Source organism: Bradyrhizobium sp. JR3.5 (genome assembly GCF_054057015.1).
This window is the reverse complement of the sequence record NZ_JBSRYV010000001.1, coordinates 3,114,034-3,130,351: the sequence shown is the minus strand read 5'-3', so window position 1 is coordinate 3,130,351 and position 16,318 is coordinate 3,114,034. Positions and strand designations below refer to the sequence as shown.

Sequence of the window (16,318 nt, the reverse complement as noted above, 5' to 3'; positions counted from 1 at the left end):
TCCCCGTCTTCGTCAGAAGTTCAAGATAACGCGCGTCCAGAGAGATGCGAACGATGGTTCAGGGAGGCACGGTGTGATCAGAGCGACTATTCTTGCGCTGACGATTGCGGTGAGTTGTGCGTATGCCTTCGCCCAATCGGGCGATAAGAAATACGGCCCCGGTGTTACAGACCAGGAGATCAAGCTCGGGCAGACTGAGCCCTATAGTGGCCCTGTTTCGTCGAGCTCGGCGCTTGGCCGCGGGGCAGCCGCCTACTTCGAAAAAATCAATCGCGAAAAGGGCGGCATCAATGGCCGAAAGGTCAAGCTGATATCGCTTGACGATGGGTATAGCCCGCCCAAGGCTTTCGAGCAGGTGCGCAAACTGGTCGAAGAGGAGGGTGTGCTTGCAATTGTCGGGTCAAACGGCTCGCCGACCGGTGTGGCGTCGCAGGCCTACCTCAACAAGGCCGGAGTACCGCAGCTGTTTCAAATCTCGGGCAGCAGGAAATTCAACGACCCGAAGCATGCGCCCTGGTCGACCGGGTTCTTCATCCCGTTCTACACGGAGGGACAGATCTTCGGCAGGTTGATCCTGAAGTCTTGGCCGAACTCCAGGATCGCCGTCCTGTATCCGAACGACGAGCTCGGCCGGGAGTATATCGCAGGTCTGCGCGCGGGCCTTGGCGACAAGGCTGACGCGATGATTGTGAGGGTGGCAAACTACGAGTCCACATCACCAACGATCGATTCCCAGGTTGCCCAACTCGCTTCGTCCGGTGCCGATCTGTTCTTCAACGCGGCGTTGACCAAGTTCGCCTCGCAGTCGATCCGCCGTGCGCGAGAGATGGGGTGGAATGCGAGAATGATCGTGCCGTCGATCTCCGGTTCGATCGGTGCAATTCTTCGGCCTGCGGGACTGGAAAATGCAAAGGGTTTGATAAGTTCGCAATGGCAGAAGGATCCCACGGATCCGAGATGGGCTGACGACAAGGACGTTCGTGACTACCTCGACTTCGTCAAGACATACCTTCCCGGTGTGAATCCGGAAGAGACCGCCTATGCGACGGGCTACATGGTCGGGAATTTGATGGAGACGATTCTGAAGAGCTGTGGAGATGAGCTCTCACGCGAGAGAATGTCATGAAGCACGCAACAAATCTGAAGAGCGTGTCCCTGGTGTTGGGGCTTCCCGGTGTCTCCTATGAGAACTCTCCCGAAGACTACAACATCATCCGCAATCTGCAGTTCGTCGAATTCGACGGGACCAAGTGGACCCCGTTTGCCGCGCAGGTCGGAAATTAACTCGAAACTGGTGGAATTGACATGGCAAGTCCTGAATTCGCGGCGTTTCTAAACACCTTGCGGTCCAGGCCTACGCCCACCGGCCTCTCAATTGCCGAGTTGCGCCAGCGGTTTTCAACATTGGCAGCTCAGTTTGTGCCGGATCCCGACTTGCAGTTCGTGCCGGTCGATGCGGACGGCGTAGCTGCGGAGTGGTGCGTTCCGCCGGACGTTCAGTCGCATGGAGTGCTGTTCTTTCTCCACGGCGGCGGTTATTGCATCGCGTCGGTTCGCGACTATCGGGAATTTGTAGGCAGACTTGCCAAGGCGACGCGCTGCAGGGGTGTTAAGCGTCGAGTATCGGCTGGCTCCCGAGCACCCGTTTCCAGCGGCGCTTAATGATGCCATTCGAGCCTACCGGTGGCTGCGGGCGTCGGAGCATCGCCGGAGTATCGTAGTCGGTGGCGACTCGGCCGGTGGGGGTCTTTCCATGGCCCTGCTCATTAGCCTTAGGGACGCGGAAGAGCCGCCTCCCTGCGGGGCGTTTCTGATCTCGCCCTCTACCGACCTGGCAAAGGAAGGCGCGTCAATGCAAAGCCGGGCGGCGGTGGATCCGATCATTACGCCTGAGACGACCCTCCGGTATGCGAAGGCTTATGCGGGTGAGCGAAGCGTTCGAGAGCCGCTCATCTCGCCGCTTTACGCTGATCTCCGAAGTCTGCCGCCGTTGTTCATCCTGGTCGGCGATTCCGAGCGGCTGTTGGACGATTCAAGGCGTCTGGCGGACAGGGCGCGCGGGGCGGGCACCCAGGTGACAATCGAGGTCTGGGACGAGATGATACATTATCTGGCCTTTCTTTGCGTCCTTGCTGCCCGAGGGGCGGGCCGCGATCCGGCGAGTGGCAGAATTCGTCGGTGACCGACTTGAGGCCGCGCGGAACTGACACGGCTTGGCAATGGCTTGCTACAGCTATGCCAGCTCTGAAGAGCAGCGGCACGTGAACGGGACGTTGACCCCTCACAACGGGCAACGTCGTCCGCCGCTGGGAGGCACGTCCGTGACGATCGCGGTCGATGCCTCCGGGGCTCAGGTTGCGAGGCTTGACGCTCGGGAGCGCCGACATGTTCGGCACGGTAACGCACTCGACGAGTGGGCATAGGACGAAATGGGGATGCCAACAACAATGACGGATGGTACGTCTTCTGGCTGGATGACTGAAGAGCGCCTCGCGATGCAACGCGTAGCGCGTGATTTCACTCTCAAAGAGATCGTTCCCGTCGCCAATAAGCTCGATCCGATCAAGGGTGACATACCGCGCGAGCTGATCGAACGTATGGGCGATCTCGGTTTCTTTGGGATTGTCATTCCCGAGAAGTTCGGTGGACTTGGGCTCGGAGCGTTCGAATATTGTTTGGTTGCCGAAGAACTTGCGCGCGGCTGGATGAGTGTCGCGAGCATCATAGCGCGCGGCAACAAATTCTATTCCGCTGTGCCGGGGGCGCCTGACGAGCGTCGAAGGAAGATCGCACTCATGGCCCAGGGCCGCTATCTCGGCGCTGCGGCACTCTCGGAGCCCCAAACCGGGTCCGACTTGTCGAGCGTTGCGTGCGGCGCGCGGCGCGACGGCGAGACCTGGATCGTGAACGGCAACAAGTACTGGTGCACGTTCGCGGACGGGGCGGATTTCATCCGCGTGCTATGCCGGCTACACGGTCCAGATGGCCCGATGGACAGGACGGTAAGCGTTTCAGTGGAGAAGCCCAAAGGCGAATTGCCCAAGGGAGTCACGGGCTCACCGATTCCGAAGATCGGTTACTTCGGCTGGAAGACGTGGGAGCTGCATTTTCGACAACGTCCGTGTTCCTGCCGTGCGGAACGACGGAGAAGAGGAGGGGCGTGCATTCCAGGCCGCAGCCGCCGGCCTGGAGCTGGCGCGGGCGCATACCGCGGCGCGCTCGATCGGTCTGGCGCAGGCCGCGCTCGATCACGCTATGGCCTATGCGAAAGAACGCGTGCAGTTCGGCGAACCAATTGCGAATTTTCAGGCAATCCGCTTCAAGATCGCAACCATGGCGACCGAGATCGAGGCGGCCCGGCAATTGATGTACCACACCTGCTGTGAAATCGATGCTGATCGGCCGGCCGGCATGCTGACATCCATGGTCAAGTTTTTCGCCTCGGAGATGGCTGAGCGCGTCACCAGCGAGGCGTTGCAGATCCTCGGCGGCGCTGGATACACCACGCTGCATCCCGTCGAACGCTATTGGCGAGATGCACGCCTCACCAAGATCTTCGAGGGTACGTCCGAAATCCAGCAGAGGATCATTTCAGACAAGTTGCTTGGACAAGCCAGTCAAAATGAGATGACCATCGAACGATGTCGGCACCGAACGCCGAGGGGCGAGCCTAGATTCGGTTGTGTCCGGCCTCCTCGCTGTAGATCAAGATTTCGCCTCGCAGGGATCATTCGCGGTGATCTACTACCGCACTTAAATAGCCAAGGCGGGTGCAAGACACCGGTAATGAGCAACGGCTCAAGCAGAGGATCAAAATCAGCTTCGCGCCAAAAAGGTTGTTATGGCGCAAAGCGGACCATTCTACCGAGAATTCACAACGATTGACGGTATGGGAAGGACAGGGCTGCGAAGCGGCGGCGGCGTTGCACCTAAGCACACGCGTTCACCTTTTCGATTGTCCCCGATAGTTGGAAAGGGAGCCCTTTGTCAGGGCCACGCAAATTTGACTGTGAATTCAAGACCGAAAAGTTGGGACGGACGTACCATCGGGATTTGTCCGTCAGCTTTGAGACATTGTGTCGGTAAGTCAACGCGATAGGGTGCTCCTAAATGATTGAGTGAGAGTGGTGCAGCCGGCTGGTATCGCGCAGTTTTGCGTAGTCTGGTGGAGTTGTTCTCGCTTCCTTTCGTATTGAGGACGCCGACCGAAGTAGTGAGCTGGCTTATCCCGGTTGAGGCCGGTAATCCAACGCGTTTTCGCTAAAGGAGCATTGCAGCGTACTTGATCGTACAGAGGGGCGGGGCGTCCAAAGCTCCAGCTTCGAGCACCGCCAGGTTTTGGCGGCAAGAGGACATTCGGCCGAAGCCGCTCGTCTCAGAAGGGTCCAGATGAGGGCCGCTTGTGGTGGCGCAAAGCGGACACGCGTCACATGGCCGATCGCTCGTATTCTCGTCAGTTTTCTGTTTGCGCCTTGGCTCGCCAGGTGCATCAGACCGTCGGGCACAAACAGTTTGATTGCCGCAGAATCTTCCGCAGCACTCCTTCGGCATTTTTGGAACGCACAATCGCCGGCGAGGTGGGACTTTCGCCGGCGATGCCTCGCCATCAGCAGGGCGCCACCCTTATTGCCGCGTCAGGCGAACCACGTCCTGCCTCAGCAGGTAGAACGAGACGGCGAGCAGGACGACGTCCTTCATTAGGAACGGTACGTTGCCCGTCATCGCAGGGAAGCCTCCGGCAGCGACGTCCCAGCCCTCCGGCATGAAGGGAATGATGGTGACGGTCGCGATGAAGGTGCCGGTCGAGCCCAGTGCCCCAAGAACGCCGAGCCGCTTGTCCCAAAAGCCTGCAAGCAGCAGGGTCCCGAACGTCCACTCCGATGCGCCCAGGAAGTAGCTGGCGCCGGCGTGGCCGAAGACCGGGTAGAGCCACCAGATCAGCGGCCCGTTGCTGATGAACGGGACCAGTCGTTCGAATTCGTACGGAAACCACTTCTGATAGCCGAAGAAGGCGAACATGATCACCATCGAGGCTCGGACGACGTGGTAGTCGAGGTCCTCCGCCAACAGGCCGGACCTGTGTAGCGCACGGACGATCGGGTTTTGAGCAGTAATGGAAAGCGTAGTCATGGTCGTGATCCTTTCGTGTTTGAGACCTGACGGATCACTCGATCGCTTCACGCGACGGCGGGGAAGTCGATCTCGGTGTCGTTGATGCGGTTGAAAACGTTGGTGAAGACGGTGGTCGCGAAGGCCAGGCTGATCTCGACGAGCTGAGCGTCGCTGTAACCGGCGGCCTTGATCGCCGCGAACTCCTCGTCGCTGACGGTGCCGCTGGACTGCGCAAGCTTGCGGACGAAGCGGGCGAGCGCATCGCGCTTGGCGTCGCCTGTGGGCTTGTCGTCGCGGATGTTCTTCAGTTCGTCGGACTTCAATCCCGCGAGCTTGCCGAGCAGGCTGTGCGCGGCCACACAGTAATCGCAGCCGACGACACCGCTAATGATCAGCTTGATGGTTTCCTGGTCGCGCTTGCTGAGCGAGCCGGACGCGAGCACCGTATCTGCGGCGAGGACGGACTTGAGCGCCGCGGGACCATGGGCGGCGATGGCCGCAAAAGTGTTCGGCACGCTGCCGATGGCCTTCTTGATCTGGGCATAGACCTGGCCGGACGGACCGGCGTCGGTTTCGAGGTTCGGAACAGAAAGACGGGACATAGTGGCGCTCCTTTGTTGGGGTGAACGATTGCGGAGTGACAGTATGATCGTTGAATGAGACTTTGAATGTCGCGTTGGCGCAAATATATGCTCCAACGTCTCACATTTAGTCCGTTCAGGAGGTGGCCATGGACTGTGATGCCGGTGCGCGGGCGGCTCGATCTGCGCTGCTCCTACGGCGCGCCATGGCGGATCGATCAGGGTCCGGGCGAGGCGAATGAGATTCCCTATCACGCGGTCGTCGGCGGCTCGGCGGTGCTGGAAGACCCGGCTGGCGGCAAGCCGCTGCGGCTGGAGACCGGGGACATCCTGCTGCTGCCGGGCAATCCGCGTCACGTCATGCACGACGGCAGTGGCGCTCGGCCCAGGCCGGCGCGAAATCGCCAGGAGCTCAATCTCATTATCAGCGAGAACGCCGGCAAAGGAGAGCGCCTCGATCTCCTTTGCGGGCATTTCGCGATCGCGTCTCCGCACGACCGCCTGCTACGCACCTATCTGCCGCCTCGCCTCGTCGTGCATGCCCGCGGTCCGGACGAAGGAGACAACGCCGCACAGCTCGCCGGTCTGGTCGCCCTGATGCGCGGCGAGTCGGCGGACGATCATCTCGGTGGCCGTGCGATGCTGAATGCGCTGTCGACCGCAATGTTTGCGCTGGTGCTGCGGCTCGCAAGCGAGACCGAGGATGCACCACGTGGTCTCCTCGCGCTTGCCGGTCATCCGCGCCTGGCGCCGGCCGTGGCGGCTCTCTTCAACGAGCCTGCGCGCGCATGGTCGCTGCCCGACCTCGCGCGCCTGTGCAACATGTCGCGCGCCACGCTCGTCCGGCAATTCCAGGAGAAGCTCGGGCGCTCGGCCTCCGATCTTCTGACTGACATCCGGATGACGCTCGCGGCGAACGAGTTGAGGAGGTCGTCTCTTTCGACGGGCGCCGTGGCGGAGGCGGTTGGCTACCAATCCGAAGCCGCTTTCCAACGCGCCTTCAAGAGCCACATGGGCGTCACTCCGGCGCAGTGGCGCAAGATGCAGGAGCCGTCGGGTCAGGACATCTTCGCAAGGCCGGCAACTCCTGCCGATGCGAATCCGGCGAAGGTCATCGAAGCCGATGAGGTTGACGAGCGTAGGCCAGCGAAGGGCGGCGATGCACCCTCGCTGGCCGAGAGATGACAGACGCGAGCAGGGTTCAGGCTGCTGCCGCCGCCTCTGCGGTCGGGTAGTCGGTGTAGCCGCGCGCGTCGCCGCCGTAAAAGGTCGACCGGTCGTAACGGGTGAGCGGCAAGCCCTGGCGGATCCGCTCCGGCAGATCCGGATTCGAGATGAAATGGCGACCGAAGGCGACGAGGTCGGCGTCGCCGAAGGTGACGATGGCTTCCGCGGAAGCCGGGGTGAAGCCGCCAGCCGCGATCAAAGTTCGCGAGAACTTCGGCCGCAGATGCTGAGCGGCGATCGGCGCCCGGCCACGCGAGAGCTCCTCGGTGCCCTTGATGCGCGGTTCGACGACATGGAGGTAGGCGATGCCCAGACGGTCAAGCTGCGTCGTCACGTAGCCGAAGGTCGCTGCCGGATCGCTGTCCGACATGGATCCGTAGGTGCCACTCGGTGCAATGCGCACGCCGACGCGATCGGCTCCCCAGACCGAGATGGCGGCCTGCGTCACCTCCAGCATGAAGCGGGCGCGGTTTTCGATGGGGCCGCCGTATTCGTCAGTCCTCTTGTTCGTTCCGTCCTGCAGGAACTGGTCGGGCAGGTAGCCGTTCGCGCCATGGATTTCGACGCCGTCGAAGCCCGCCCGCAGCGCCCGCTCGGCGCCCGACCGAAACTCCTCGATGATGGCGGGGATCTCATGCAGCGCGAGGGCGCGCGGCATGGAGAACGGGACCTCGCCGCGTTTGGAGTACGCGTAGCCCTCGGCCGCGATGGCGGAGGGCGCGACCGGCGCGTCCCCGTTCGGCTGCAGGTCGACATGCGACTGCCGGCCGACGTGCCACAACTGCTGGAAGATGCGGCCGCCACTGGCGTGGACCGCCTCGGTGACGCGCTGCCATCCCGCGATCTGAGTGTCCGAGTAGATGCCGGGCGCACCGGCATAACCGTTGCCGCGGATCGAGACCGGCGACGCTTCGGAGATGATCAGGCCGCCCTTGGTCGTGCGCTGCTTGTAGTATTCGACCATCAGCTCGCTCGGGATGTCGCCGGGGTCGGAGCGCATCCGCGTCAACGGCGCCATGGCGACGCGATGGGACAAACGATAGGGGCCGACCTGGGTCGGGGTGAAGAGCTTGGACACGGGTACATTCCTTTCGGGTGCTTGAGTGGAAGGACAGCGGCCGGTGGTCATTGCGCCCCACCGGCCGCCTCATGTGCCGTCACACCTTGACGGCCGCCGCCCGCTGGAGGACCGGGACCATGTCTTCAGGCTCCGGCCGGCGGGTGTAGTCAGGGTTCACTTCGGAATAGAGGATGACGCCGTCCCGACCGATGACGTAGCGGGCCGGCATCGGCAGCGTCCAACTCGGGTCGTCGTTGAACGTCGGCAGATCGTTCTTGAGCTGCTTGTAGAGCTCGACCAGATAGTCGGGCAGGTTGAAGCGCAGGCCGAACGCGGCGCCGACCTTGCCCTTCGCGTCCGACAGGATTGGAAAGGACAGCTTGTTCTGACGCACCGACTTGCGGCTGTTCGGACCGGTCTGTGGCGAGATCGCGACGAGCGAAGCGCCGTACTTGTCGAACTCCGGCTTGGCGGCTTCGAGCGCCTGCAGCTCCATGTTGCAGTAGGGGCACCAAACGCCGCGGTAGAAGCTGAGCACCAGCGGACCGCGCTTCTGCAGGTCGGCCGAACTCACGACATTGCCCTCCGGATCCTTGAGCGAGAAGGTTGGAGCGAGGTCGCCCGCCTTCTTGGCGCGCTTGGCCGCGCCCGATTCAATCAGTTCTGCGGTGGCGCGGTGCATCGTCTCGATGACGGAGCGAGGAACGCTGTAGGGCGGATTTCCAGCCTCGAAATCGGCTTTAAAGGCATCGAGCTTGGCTTGGAGCGACATGACGGTTCTCCTATGACGTCGGCGTGGAGGACGGCGGCGCCGCCCGCTTGGTTGAACTCACGTGCAGAAAGCTAAAGGAGGCCGCCGTATAAGGTAGCGGGCACGACGGACTAGGTGGTGTGGACTCTAAGGATTCCCTTTTAGGCGCAAATCAGATTCAAGACTGCTTTTGGGGAGGCAGTCTTGGGTGTGATGGACCGTTTGGTATTGAGCGACGCGGCTTGGGAGCGGATGGCGCCGCTGATCATAGGTCGCCCCGACCAGAAGGGCTCCACTGGGCGCGACAATCGGATGTTCGTGGAAGGTGTACTTTGGATTGTTCGCACGGGCTCTCCCTGGCGTGATCTCCCGGAGGCGTTCGGGGATTGGAACAGCGTGTTCCGGCGCTTCAGTCGGTGGAGCATCAAGGGCGTCTGGTGGCGGATCTTCGAGGCGATGTCCGATGATCCGGACTTCGAATATTTGATCGTCGATTCCACCATCGTCCGGGCGCATCAGCACGCCGCCGGGGCCAAAAAAGGGGGTCTGAAGATCAGGCGATCGGCCGCTCGCGCGGTGGCCTGAGCACCAAGATACATATGGCCGTTCGTGGCTTGGGATGTCCCGTACGGTTCGCGCTGACCGCAGGCCAGAAGGGCGATGCACCGCAAGCTGCCGCATTGATCGAGGGACTACCTGCCGAGGTCGTCATGGCCGATACGGCCTATGACGCCGATCATTTGCGCCAAGCCATCGCCGCCAAGGGCGCGCTCGCCGTCATCCCCAACAACCCGTCACGCGCACTCAAATACCCGCTGGACAAGCACCTCTATGCCCAGCGTCACCTCGTCGAATGCTGCTTCTCAAAGCTCAAGCAGTTCCGACGCGTCGCAACCCGCTTCGAAAAGACCGCCCGAAATTACCTAGCCGTCGTCACTCTCGCAGCCATCGTCCTTTGGATGCGGTAAGTGTCCACACCACCTAGCGCTTATTCCGGCCCGGAATGAGAACCGCCCAATCTCAGCAGCCACGACAGATGATCAGCTTGCGGTCCAACTCCTGTTCGACCTGCTGTTGCTGGCGTTCCCATGTTGAGACGGCTTCATGACGGGGGACGTCTGCCTGGCGGGGCTGCCGATGGCCGACCGGAGCAAGCCAGGGCAAGCGTGAGGTCAATACGATCGGCGCACGATTCGTGGCGGCCCTGATCGACACATCAGGGTAAACAGCAGCCGTATCTTGCCGGTCGGTTGCGTTCGCCGGCGACAGCAGAGCGGCAAAGACGGCCACGGCAGCGGCTGCGCTGAGTGAGCGCTTCAAGGTCGAGTTGCGGGACATGATGACACTCCTTTCGCAGGAGGCTCGGGATGAGCAACTCCCATGCGTGTCACCGTACTCATCCGCTTGAGACGTTGAATGTCAGTGGGGCTCGAAGACATGCTTGTTCGTCTCACGAACTCCCGAGTGCGCCCCATGGCTGCGGTCGCACGCTGCGCGGTCGCCCAACGCTTGCGGTCGTCCGACATGATGGAGACGGCTAGATCGCGCTCTCGTCGGAGAGAACGGTCGTATGGGCACCTCCGAGATCTTGCCCGACGAAGCCTCCGTGGTTGACAAGGATCTCCGCCTCATGCCCCGCCAGCAGCGACGAGCACCATTCCGGCGACCGCCGAGACCAAACCGCCTCGCGAGCGGCAGTAAGGTCCGATCTTCTCCGAACTTAGGCGTTGAACGAACGTTCGAAGAACCCGACGAAGGCTCGCGCCTTGGCTGTCGCCGCACGGCCGGTCGGAAGCACCGCCCAGAGGTCGAGCGGCGGGAGGCTCCATTCGGACAGGACGGTGCGAACGGCGCCCGATTGCAGTTCGGGACTGAACATCCACTCCGAAGCGATGGTTAGTCCTGCATGAGAGAGCACCGCGGCTCTTACGCCTTCCGCGGCGGTTACCCGCAATCTGCTTTGAACGCTAACGGACAATTCCGTGCTTTCGCGCCTGAAGGACCACACACTGCCTTCTCCCTGCAGATAGACCACGGCCTGGTGCTTGCTCAGCTCGCTCGGAGTAGAGGGTACGCCCGCCCGATCGAAGTAGGTGGGCGTCCCGAGGACGAGCCGCTTGCACCTTGCGACGCGGCGAACGGTCAGCGTCGAGTCCATCATCTTTCCCATCCGGAGCGCCACATCGATGCCCTCCTGGACGAGGTCGATCTGACGGTCGTCCAGGACCACCTCGAGATCCAATTCGGGATGCTGAGCCATGAACTGCGGCAACATCGGAATGAGATGGATGCGTGCGAACGTGACGGCGGCGCAGACGCGCAATCGTCCTTTGAGACCTGCTCCGGCTCCGCGTGCGGCGAGCTCGGCCTCGGCCGCTTCCTCGAGAGCCCGCCTGGCGCGCTCCAGATAACCGAGCCCGGCTTCCGTCGGAGTGAGGCCGCGCGTCGAACGCGTCAGCAGCTTGACCCCGAGGTATTCCTCCAGTTGGGCGACCGATTTGGAGACGGCTGGTTGCCCCACCCGAAGCTGTCGGGCCGCTCCGGAGAAGGAACCCGTTTCAACGACCCGCACGAACGTCTCCATTGAAGCTAGACGATCCATCCTATTCTCCGCGGGAATGAGCGATATCGCTCCGTCCTGTCTGCCATGACTGAGAAGAATTGGCCACTTTCCACGCAAAGGAGAGACGCAATGAGCACGAACGAACACCCGATCGCGAGCCTCGTCCGGGCCGCCGGCGCCGACCGGAGCCGTTCGATCCGCGCGAAGGCGGTCGCAAGCGAAGCGATTCAGATCCTGCGCGCGACCGCAAGGGATGCCTTGTTCGCCTACGCGATGACGGGCAGTGCGGTGGCGAGCCTGGCCATCCTCGTCGCGCCCCATCTCGAGATGTTGCTTCGCTGCTCCGCCCACGGACGCGGCTAGGACATAACGATATCGACCATCGTGGCGGTCGGAGGACCGATTGACATAACGCCATCCCGGCCTTGAATCGGCGAAGAGTTACTTGAAATTAGGAGACCCCGCATGAACCGACCGACTGAACGGCTTGAGGCCACGGATCGTTTGCAGCGCCGGGCGGATCGCGCTGACCTCCCGGGACAGGTGGTGCTCGTTCTGCAAGGCGGCGGCGCATTGGGATCCTATCAGGCCGGTGTCTATCAAGGGCTGCAGGAAGCCGGAATCGAGCCGGACTGGATCATCGGCACCTCGATCGGCGCCATCAACGCAAGTCTGATTGCCGGAAACGAGCCGCAGCGCCGGCTAGAGCGGCTGCATGCGTTCTGGAGCCGCGTACAGCGCGTCGCGCGCTGGGGCTTTGAGGGCGCTTTCCCTGGACTGGACGGACGGTGGTCGCACTGGAGCACGCTGACCCAGGGCATCCCCGGATTTTTCAAGCCGAACCCGCTTGCCTATGCCGGAGACGCCTTTCCGCTGGGCGCCGACCACGCCGGCTACTACTCGACGGCGCCGCTCGAACACACTCTTGCCGAGCTGGTGAACTTCGACCTGATCAATCAGGGAAGGCCGCGCCTGACTGTGGGCGCGGCGCATGTGCGAACCAGCCGGATGCGCTATTTCGACACCCGCGATGGCAGGCTCGACGTGAGGCATATCATGGCTTCTGGGGCTCTTCCGCCTGCCTTTCCGCCCGTGCGTATCGACGGCGAACTTTACTGGGACGGCGGCATCCTTTCCAATACGCCCACCGAGGCGGTATTCGATGACGATCCGCGAAGAGACTCGGTTATCTTCTCTGTCCATTTGTGGAATCCGGTGGGACCCGAGCCGACGACGATGGCCGATGTTCTCAACCGTCACAAGGACGCCCAATATTCGAGCCGCATTGCGAGCCAGATCGCGCGCCTCCAGCAGACGCATCGTTTGCGTCACGTCATCAACGAGCTCGCGTCGCGGCTGCCCGAAAACGAGCACAGCAACCCGGAAGTCAGGGAGTTGCTGGGCTACGGCTGCCAGACCCGTATGCATGTGGTCCAATTGCTCGCGCCGCAGTTGGTCCACGATGATCACACCAAGGACATCGATTTCAGCCAGGCCGGAATCCGGCGGCGTTGGGAAGCAGGTTACGCGCACGCCAACGCGGTGCTCGCGCGCAAGCCATGGCTGGCCCAGTTCGACCCGTTGTCGGGTGTCATCCTTCACGAAGCCAAGAATTTGGGGACGCCCGCCGCCGAATGAGCGGCCGCGAGTCAGGCGCCGGCGGCCACGCTCAACTGGTAGAGCCGACCCGTGGCATCTAGATCCTCCACCCGCCATGCGCCGCCGACGCCGGCGATCATCCAGCTGAGCAGCGCCCAAAGATCAGCGTCGATCTCCGGATCGTTCAACGGCTCCAACGCATCGGGCACGGCGTAGACCTCGATCCCGTCGGGAAACGGTTCTCCGCTGCGGCCGATGAAGACGAGCGCGTAGACCATTCCCGAGGGCGCCAGCACGTAGCCGGGACGTGATAAGGCGTTCGCGTCCAGAGAAAACTGCTTGACGAAGAATTCGCGGAATTCCGGGTAATGTCCGACGCGGTCTTCGGCGAGCACAAACGCTCTCCTCTTGCCTTCGAGTGTCGGATTTTCGATGACGTGGATCGTTGTCATGACTGCCTTCCCTCGATGCGGTCCAGGAAACCGTTGATCTTGCCGGCGATCTCCTCGCCGGAGTCCTCCTGCAAAAAGTGCCGGCCCGTCACCAGCTCGGGTCCCTCGGCATGCGGCAAGAGCTCTTTGAAGCGTGTTGCGAACGTCTTGTGGTCGAAGACCTCGTCTTCCCGCCCCCAGACCAGCAGTGTCGGGAGTTTTGACTTCTTCAGCTCGCGTTCGAGCCATTCGAAGCGGGCCAAGGCGCGCGCGCTCTTGTCGAGCGGGATCCAGCGCGGCCAGGTCCAGGTAAGCAGACGCGACGCGGGATCCGGCAGGACGCTCTCATAGACACTCTGGGCCTCTGCCCTGAACCTCTTGCGGTCGACCACGGAAAGATACATTCCGCGGCCTGCAAGCGCGTTGTGGCGTCCGAGAAGGTAGGGCCCGACGAGGGGCGCATGCATCATGCGCCAAGGGAAAATCCGCTTGTGGAATTCGGCCGGAGGCAGCGGCCAGGCCCACGTGCTCATGATCACCAGAGCGCGGACGCGGTCCGGATTGGACAGGGCGAACCCGAGGCCGGTAGGTCCTCCCCAGTCGTGACAGACGATGGTCGCGTTGCGCACATCGAGCTGTCGCAACAGGCCGGTCAGATTGGCGATGTGGCCGTCGAGCGTGTGGGCCTGTTCGCGGACAGGCTTCTCGGACAGCCCGAAGCCGACCATGTCCGGAACGATCACGCGCCTACCCGCCGCAGTCAGCGGTTTGATAAATTTCCGGTACAGAAATCCCCAAGCCGGATTGCCGTGCAGGAGAACGACCGGATCGCCGATGCCCTCGTCGACGTAGTGCATGCGCCAGCCGTTGACTTGCTTGAATTTCGGTTCGTACGGCCATTGCTCTTGCGCGAACTGCTGCACCGATCTCGATGCGTCCATCTTTTTCCTCCCTATCCGAAGAAGATCACGGCCTGGCCGTTGAGGCCCGGCAGCTTGGCCGCTGGTCCCAAAGATTTGCCTGTCGCGTAATCGAACGCGACGACTTCGTCCTGGGCCACGCAGTAGAGCTTCCCGTCCGACCCGAAGCGAAGGCCCCGTGGTTTCCTGAATTGGGTCGTGCGATCCGGAGAAAGTACGCGAACAAGCCGGCCATCGGATCGATCGTATTCGCGGATGCTCGTCATTGCATCCGGATCTCCGAAGGGATGCTCGCTGCTCACGACCACATTGCCGTTCGGTGCGATTGCTAGATCGAGCGGGCTCAGCTCCGGATCTTCGATTTTCCAAGCAGAGTTGAGCTTCCGCGCCCGACCGAACGCCAAAATAGTGTTGTCGCCCGCGCCGCCCGGACCGATGCCGGACGCGAGAAAAAGGGTGCCGTCCGGGCCGAATGCAAAACCACGGGGAAACGGGACCACCATGGAAGGGAGAATGGCTTCCCCCGGGGCATCGAGCGTCGGCGCAAAGGCGAGGATCGTCCGCGCGGCGCGCGATCCGACATGGTAGCGCCCATCTGGCCCAAAATTCCCGCCGCCCGGGTTCAAGCCCGCTATCAGCCCACTGTCACCTACGACTTGACCCTTGCGGTCGAGTGCCAAAATGCGGTTCGAGCCACTGTTAAGAAAGAGGAAGGCACCTCTGATGCCGACACCGCGCGGATCGACAATCCGGGCGTCCTCACTGAACGGGCCAAGCTGCTTGCCGTCCGCATCAAAGGCCAAGAAATTGCCGTAACCCGTGCCATTCACGCCCGAGGCGCTCGTCACAAGAAGGACCATGGAGAAGCTCCTGCGGTTATGCTCAAGCGATCATCTCGAGGGCCAGAGCGATCCCCTGGCCGCCGCCGATGCACATCGTGACAATACCTTTCGTGAGGCCGTCCCGACGCATCGAATGGAGAAGGCGGGTCGTCAGCACAGCGCCTGTCGCCCCGATGGGATGACCATGTGCAATCGCGCCACCCTCGACGTTCACGATCTCGGGCGGCAGGCTGAGTTCCCGCATGACCGCAAGCGTTATGGCGGCAAAGGCCTCGTTGATTTCAACACGCTCGACGTCACCATTGCTCCAGCCGGCGCGCGCCAGCGCCTGTCTGACGGCGGGGATCGGGCCGAGCCCGAACATGCCCGGTTCCACCGCAGCGATGCCGTACGACACCAGTCGGGCAATCGGCGACAGACCGCGTTTGACCGCCCAATCCTCTCCTGCCAGCACCATCGCCGCAGCGGCCGTATTCAAGCCCGGCGCATTGCCGGCGGTGATCGTACCGCCATCGCGGAAAGCCCGGCTTCAGCTTGGCCAGCGCCTCGATCGTCGCGTCCGGACGGTTATGCTCGTCGACCCGGAACGTGCTCGGTCCCTTTCGCACGCGAACTTCGACGGGCACGATCTCGCCGTCGAATTTACCGGCGCTCTGCGCTGCAGAGAAGCGTCTATGAGAACGCAAGGCCCATTCGTCTTGCTGCGCGCGGCTGATCTGAAACTTTGTGACCAGGTCTTCCGTGTGCCAGCCCGAGTGCGCGTCTGAGAAGGCATCGTTGAGGCCGTCGCGCAACACGCTGTCGTAGATGGAGCCGTCCCCCAAGCGGTGGCCCCATCGGCCGTGCGCGACCAGGTACGGAGCTGCGTCCATGTTCTCCATGCCGCCGGCGATGGCTGCATCCACCGAGCCCATCAAGATTTCGTGTGCCGCGGAAACGATTGCCTGCGCGCCGGAGCCGCAGACGCGATTCACCGTCATGGCAGGTACCTGCACCGGAAGTCCCCCGTGGATCGCGGCCTGGCGCGCGGGATTCATCTTGTTGCCGGCCTGCACCGTGTTTCCCATGACGACCGTGCCGATCTCGTCAGGCCGCAGGTTGGAACGCTGAAGAGCGGCATTGATGGCCGCCGCACCCAGTTCGACGGCCGGAATATCCTTCAAGGTGCCGCCGAATGTTCCGATGGCCGTTCGAACCGGCTCAACGATCACGACCGAGTGCTTCGATGTCAT

Annotated in this window: 17 protein-coding genes and 2 pseudogenes; 9 read left to right on the top strand and 10 right to left on the bottom strand. The window is 62.3% G+C overall.

The annotated features are described in order from the left end of the window. Positions 1-73 precede the first annotated feature (73 nt). The 5 genes and pseudogenes from ACVWW1_RS15790 to ACVWW1_RS15770 all read left to right on the top strand — a co-directional run bounded on the left by ACVWW1_RS15790 (position 74) and on the right by ACVWW1_RS15770 (position 3,885). Positions 74-1,126, top strand: a complete 1,053-nt coding sequence (locus ACVWW1_RS15790) for an ABC transporter substrate-binding protein (protein ID WP_456656454.1) — start codon at positions 74-76, stop codon at positions 1,124-1,126. Continuing rightward, a complete protein-coding gene (locus tag ACVWW1_RS15785; protein ID WP_456656453.1) occupies positions 1,123-1,284 on the top strand; it encodes a hypothetical protein in 162 nt (53 codons plus the stop codon). Before ACVWW1_RS15790 ends, ACVWW1_RS15785 begins: the two co-directional genes overlap by 4 nt. A 322-nt stretch (positions 1,285-1,606) precedes the next feature. Continuing rightward, positions 1,607-2,182, top strand: coding sequence for an alpha/beta hydrolase (locus ACVWW1_RS15780; RefSeq protein ID WP_456656452.1), 576 nt, complete (start codon positions 1,607-1,609; stop codon positions 2,180-2,182). Between the two features lie 247 nt (positions 2,183-2,429). Further along, positions 2,430-3,053 (top strand): annotated as a pseudogene (locus ACVWW1_RS15775) (acyl-CoA dehydrogenase family protein); the annotation flags it as partial. 79 nt (positions 3,054-3,132) lie between these two features. After that, positions 3,133-3,885, top strand: coding sequence for an acyl-CoA dehydrogenase family protein (locus tag ACVWW1_RS15770; RefSeq protein ID WP_456656451.1), 753 nt, complete (start codon positions 3,133-3,135; stop codon positions 3,883-3,885). Positions 3,886-4,623: 738 nt separating this feature from the next. On the opposite strand, the gene ACVWW1_RS15765 is transcribed toward ACVWW1_RS15770, so the two are convergent. Further along, the gene (locus tag ACVWW1_RS15765) at positions 4,624-5,130 is read right to left on the bottom strand and encodes a YkgB family protein (protein ID WP_165123260.1); all 507 of its coding nucleotides are present in this window, start codon (positions 5,128-5,130) and stop codon (positions 4,624-4,626) included. Between the two features lie 47 nt (positions 5,131-5,177). Next, positions 5,178-5,714: a carboxymuconolactone decarboxylase family protein gene (locus tag ACVWW1_RS15760; RefSeq protein ID WP_456656450.1), complete on the bottom strand. Its 537-nt coding sequence runs from the start codon at positions 5,712-5,714 to the stop codon at positions 5,178-5,180. A 138-nt stretch (positions 5,715-5,852) separates the two neighbouring features. On the opposite strand from ACVWW1_RS15760, the gene ACVWW1_RS15755 reads away from it, so the two are divergent. Next, on the top strand, positions 5,853-6,878 hold the full coding sequence (locus ACVWW1_RS15755) for an AraC family transcriptional regulator (RefSeq protein WP_456656449.1): 1,026 nt from the start codon (positions 5,853-5,855) through the stop codon (positions 6,876-6,878). A gap of 16 nt (positions 6,879-6,894) precedes the next feature. Here ACVWW1_RS15755 and ACVWW1_RS15750 read toward each other — a convergent pair whose 3' ends face one another. Together ACVWW1_RS15750 and ACVWW1_RS15745 are read right to left on the bottom strand one after the other, a co-directional pair. Then, positions 6,895-8,049 (bottom strand): alkene reductase, encoded by a 1,155-nt coding sequence (locus ACVWW1_RS15750; RefSeq protein ID WP_456656448.1) that lies wholly within the window; start codon positions 8,047-8,049, stop codon positions 6,895-6,897. Positions 8,050-8,077: 28 nt separating this feature from the next. Continuing rightward, the gene (locus tag ACVWW1_RS15745) at positions 8,078-8,752 is read right to left on the bottom strand and encodes a peroxiredoxin-like family protein (RefSeq protein ID WP_456656447.1); all 675 of its coding nucleotides are present in this window, start codon (positions 8,750-8,752) and stop codon (positions 8,078-8,080) included. Positions 8,753-8,935: 183 nt separating this feature from the next. Here ACVWW1_RS15745 and ACVWW1_RS15740 point away from each other — a divergent pair. Next, a protein-coding gene (locus tag ACVWW1_RS15740; protein WP_207832802.1) for an IS5 family transposase occupies positions 8,936-9,699 on the top strand; the annotation gives its coding sequence in 2 pieces (ribosomal slippage) (positions 8,936-9,271 and positions 9,274-9,699; 762 coding nt in all). Positions 9,700-9,751: 52 nt separating this feature from the next. Here ACVWW1_RS15740 and ACVWW1_RS15735 read toward each other — a convergent pair. Next, the gene (locus ACVWW1_RS15735) at positions 9,752-10,069 is read right to left on the bottom strand and encodes a hypothetical protein (protein ID WP_456656446.1); all 318 of its coding nucleotides are present in this window, start codon (positions 10,067-10,069) and stop codon (positions 9,752-9,754) included. A gap of 382 nt (positions 10,070-10,451) precedes the next feature. Beyond that, positions 10,452-11,333, bottom strand: coding sequence for a LysR family transcriptional regulator (locus ACVWW1_RS15730; protein ID WP_456656445.1), 882 nt, complete (start codon positions 11,331-11,333; stop codon positions 10,452-10,454). Between the two features lie 90 nt (positions 11,334-11,423). Here ACVWW1_RS15730 and ACVWW1_RS15725 point away from each other — a divergent pair, with 90 nt between their 5' ends. After that, a complete protein-coding gene (locus ACVWW1_RS15725) occupies positions 11,424-11,657 on the top strand; it encodes a hypothetical protein (protein ID WP_456656444.1) in 234 nt (77 codons plus the stop codon). A 102-nt stretch (positions 11,658-11,759) separates the two neighbouring features. Then, complete coding sequence (locus ACVWW1_RS15720) at positions 11,760-12,932, top strand: patatin-like phospholipase family protein (protein ID WP_456656443.1); 1,173 nt, start codon at positions 11,760-11,762, stop codon at positions 12,930-12,932. An 11-nt stretch (positions 12,933-12,943) separates the two neighbouring features. Here ACVWW1_RS15720 and ACVWW1_RS15715 read toward each other — a convergent pair whose 3' ends face one another. From ACVWW1_RS15715 to ACVWW1_RS15700, 4 genes and pseudogenes are all read right to left on the bottom strand, one after another. Then, a complete protein-coding gene (locus ACVWW1_RS15715; protein WP_456656442.1) occupies positions 12,944-13,345 on the bottom strand; it encodes a hypothetical protein in 402 nt (133 codons plus the stop codon). Then, complete coding sequence (locus ACVWW1_RS15710) at positions 13,342-14,265, bottom strand: alpha/beta fold hydrolase (RefSeq protein WP_456656441.1); 924 nt, start codon at positions 14,263-14,265, stop codon at positions 13,342-13,344. The genes ACVWW1_RS15715 and ACVWW1_RS15710 overlap by 4 nt, the downstream gene beginning before the upstream one ends. Positions 14,266-14,276: 11 nt before the next feature. Continuing rightward, positions 14,277-15,104, bottom strand: coding sequence for a hypothetical protein (locus ACVWW1_RS15705; protein WP_456656440.1), 828 nt, complete (start codon positions 15,102-15,104; stop codon positions 14,277-14,279). 22 nt (positions 15,105-15,126) lie between these two features. Further along, positions 15,127-16,318, bottom strand: a pseudogene (locus tag ACVWW1_RS15700) (thiolase family protein).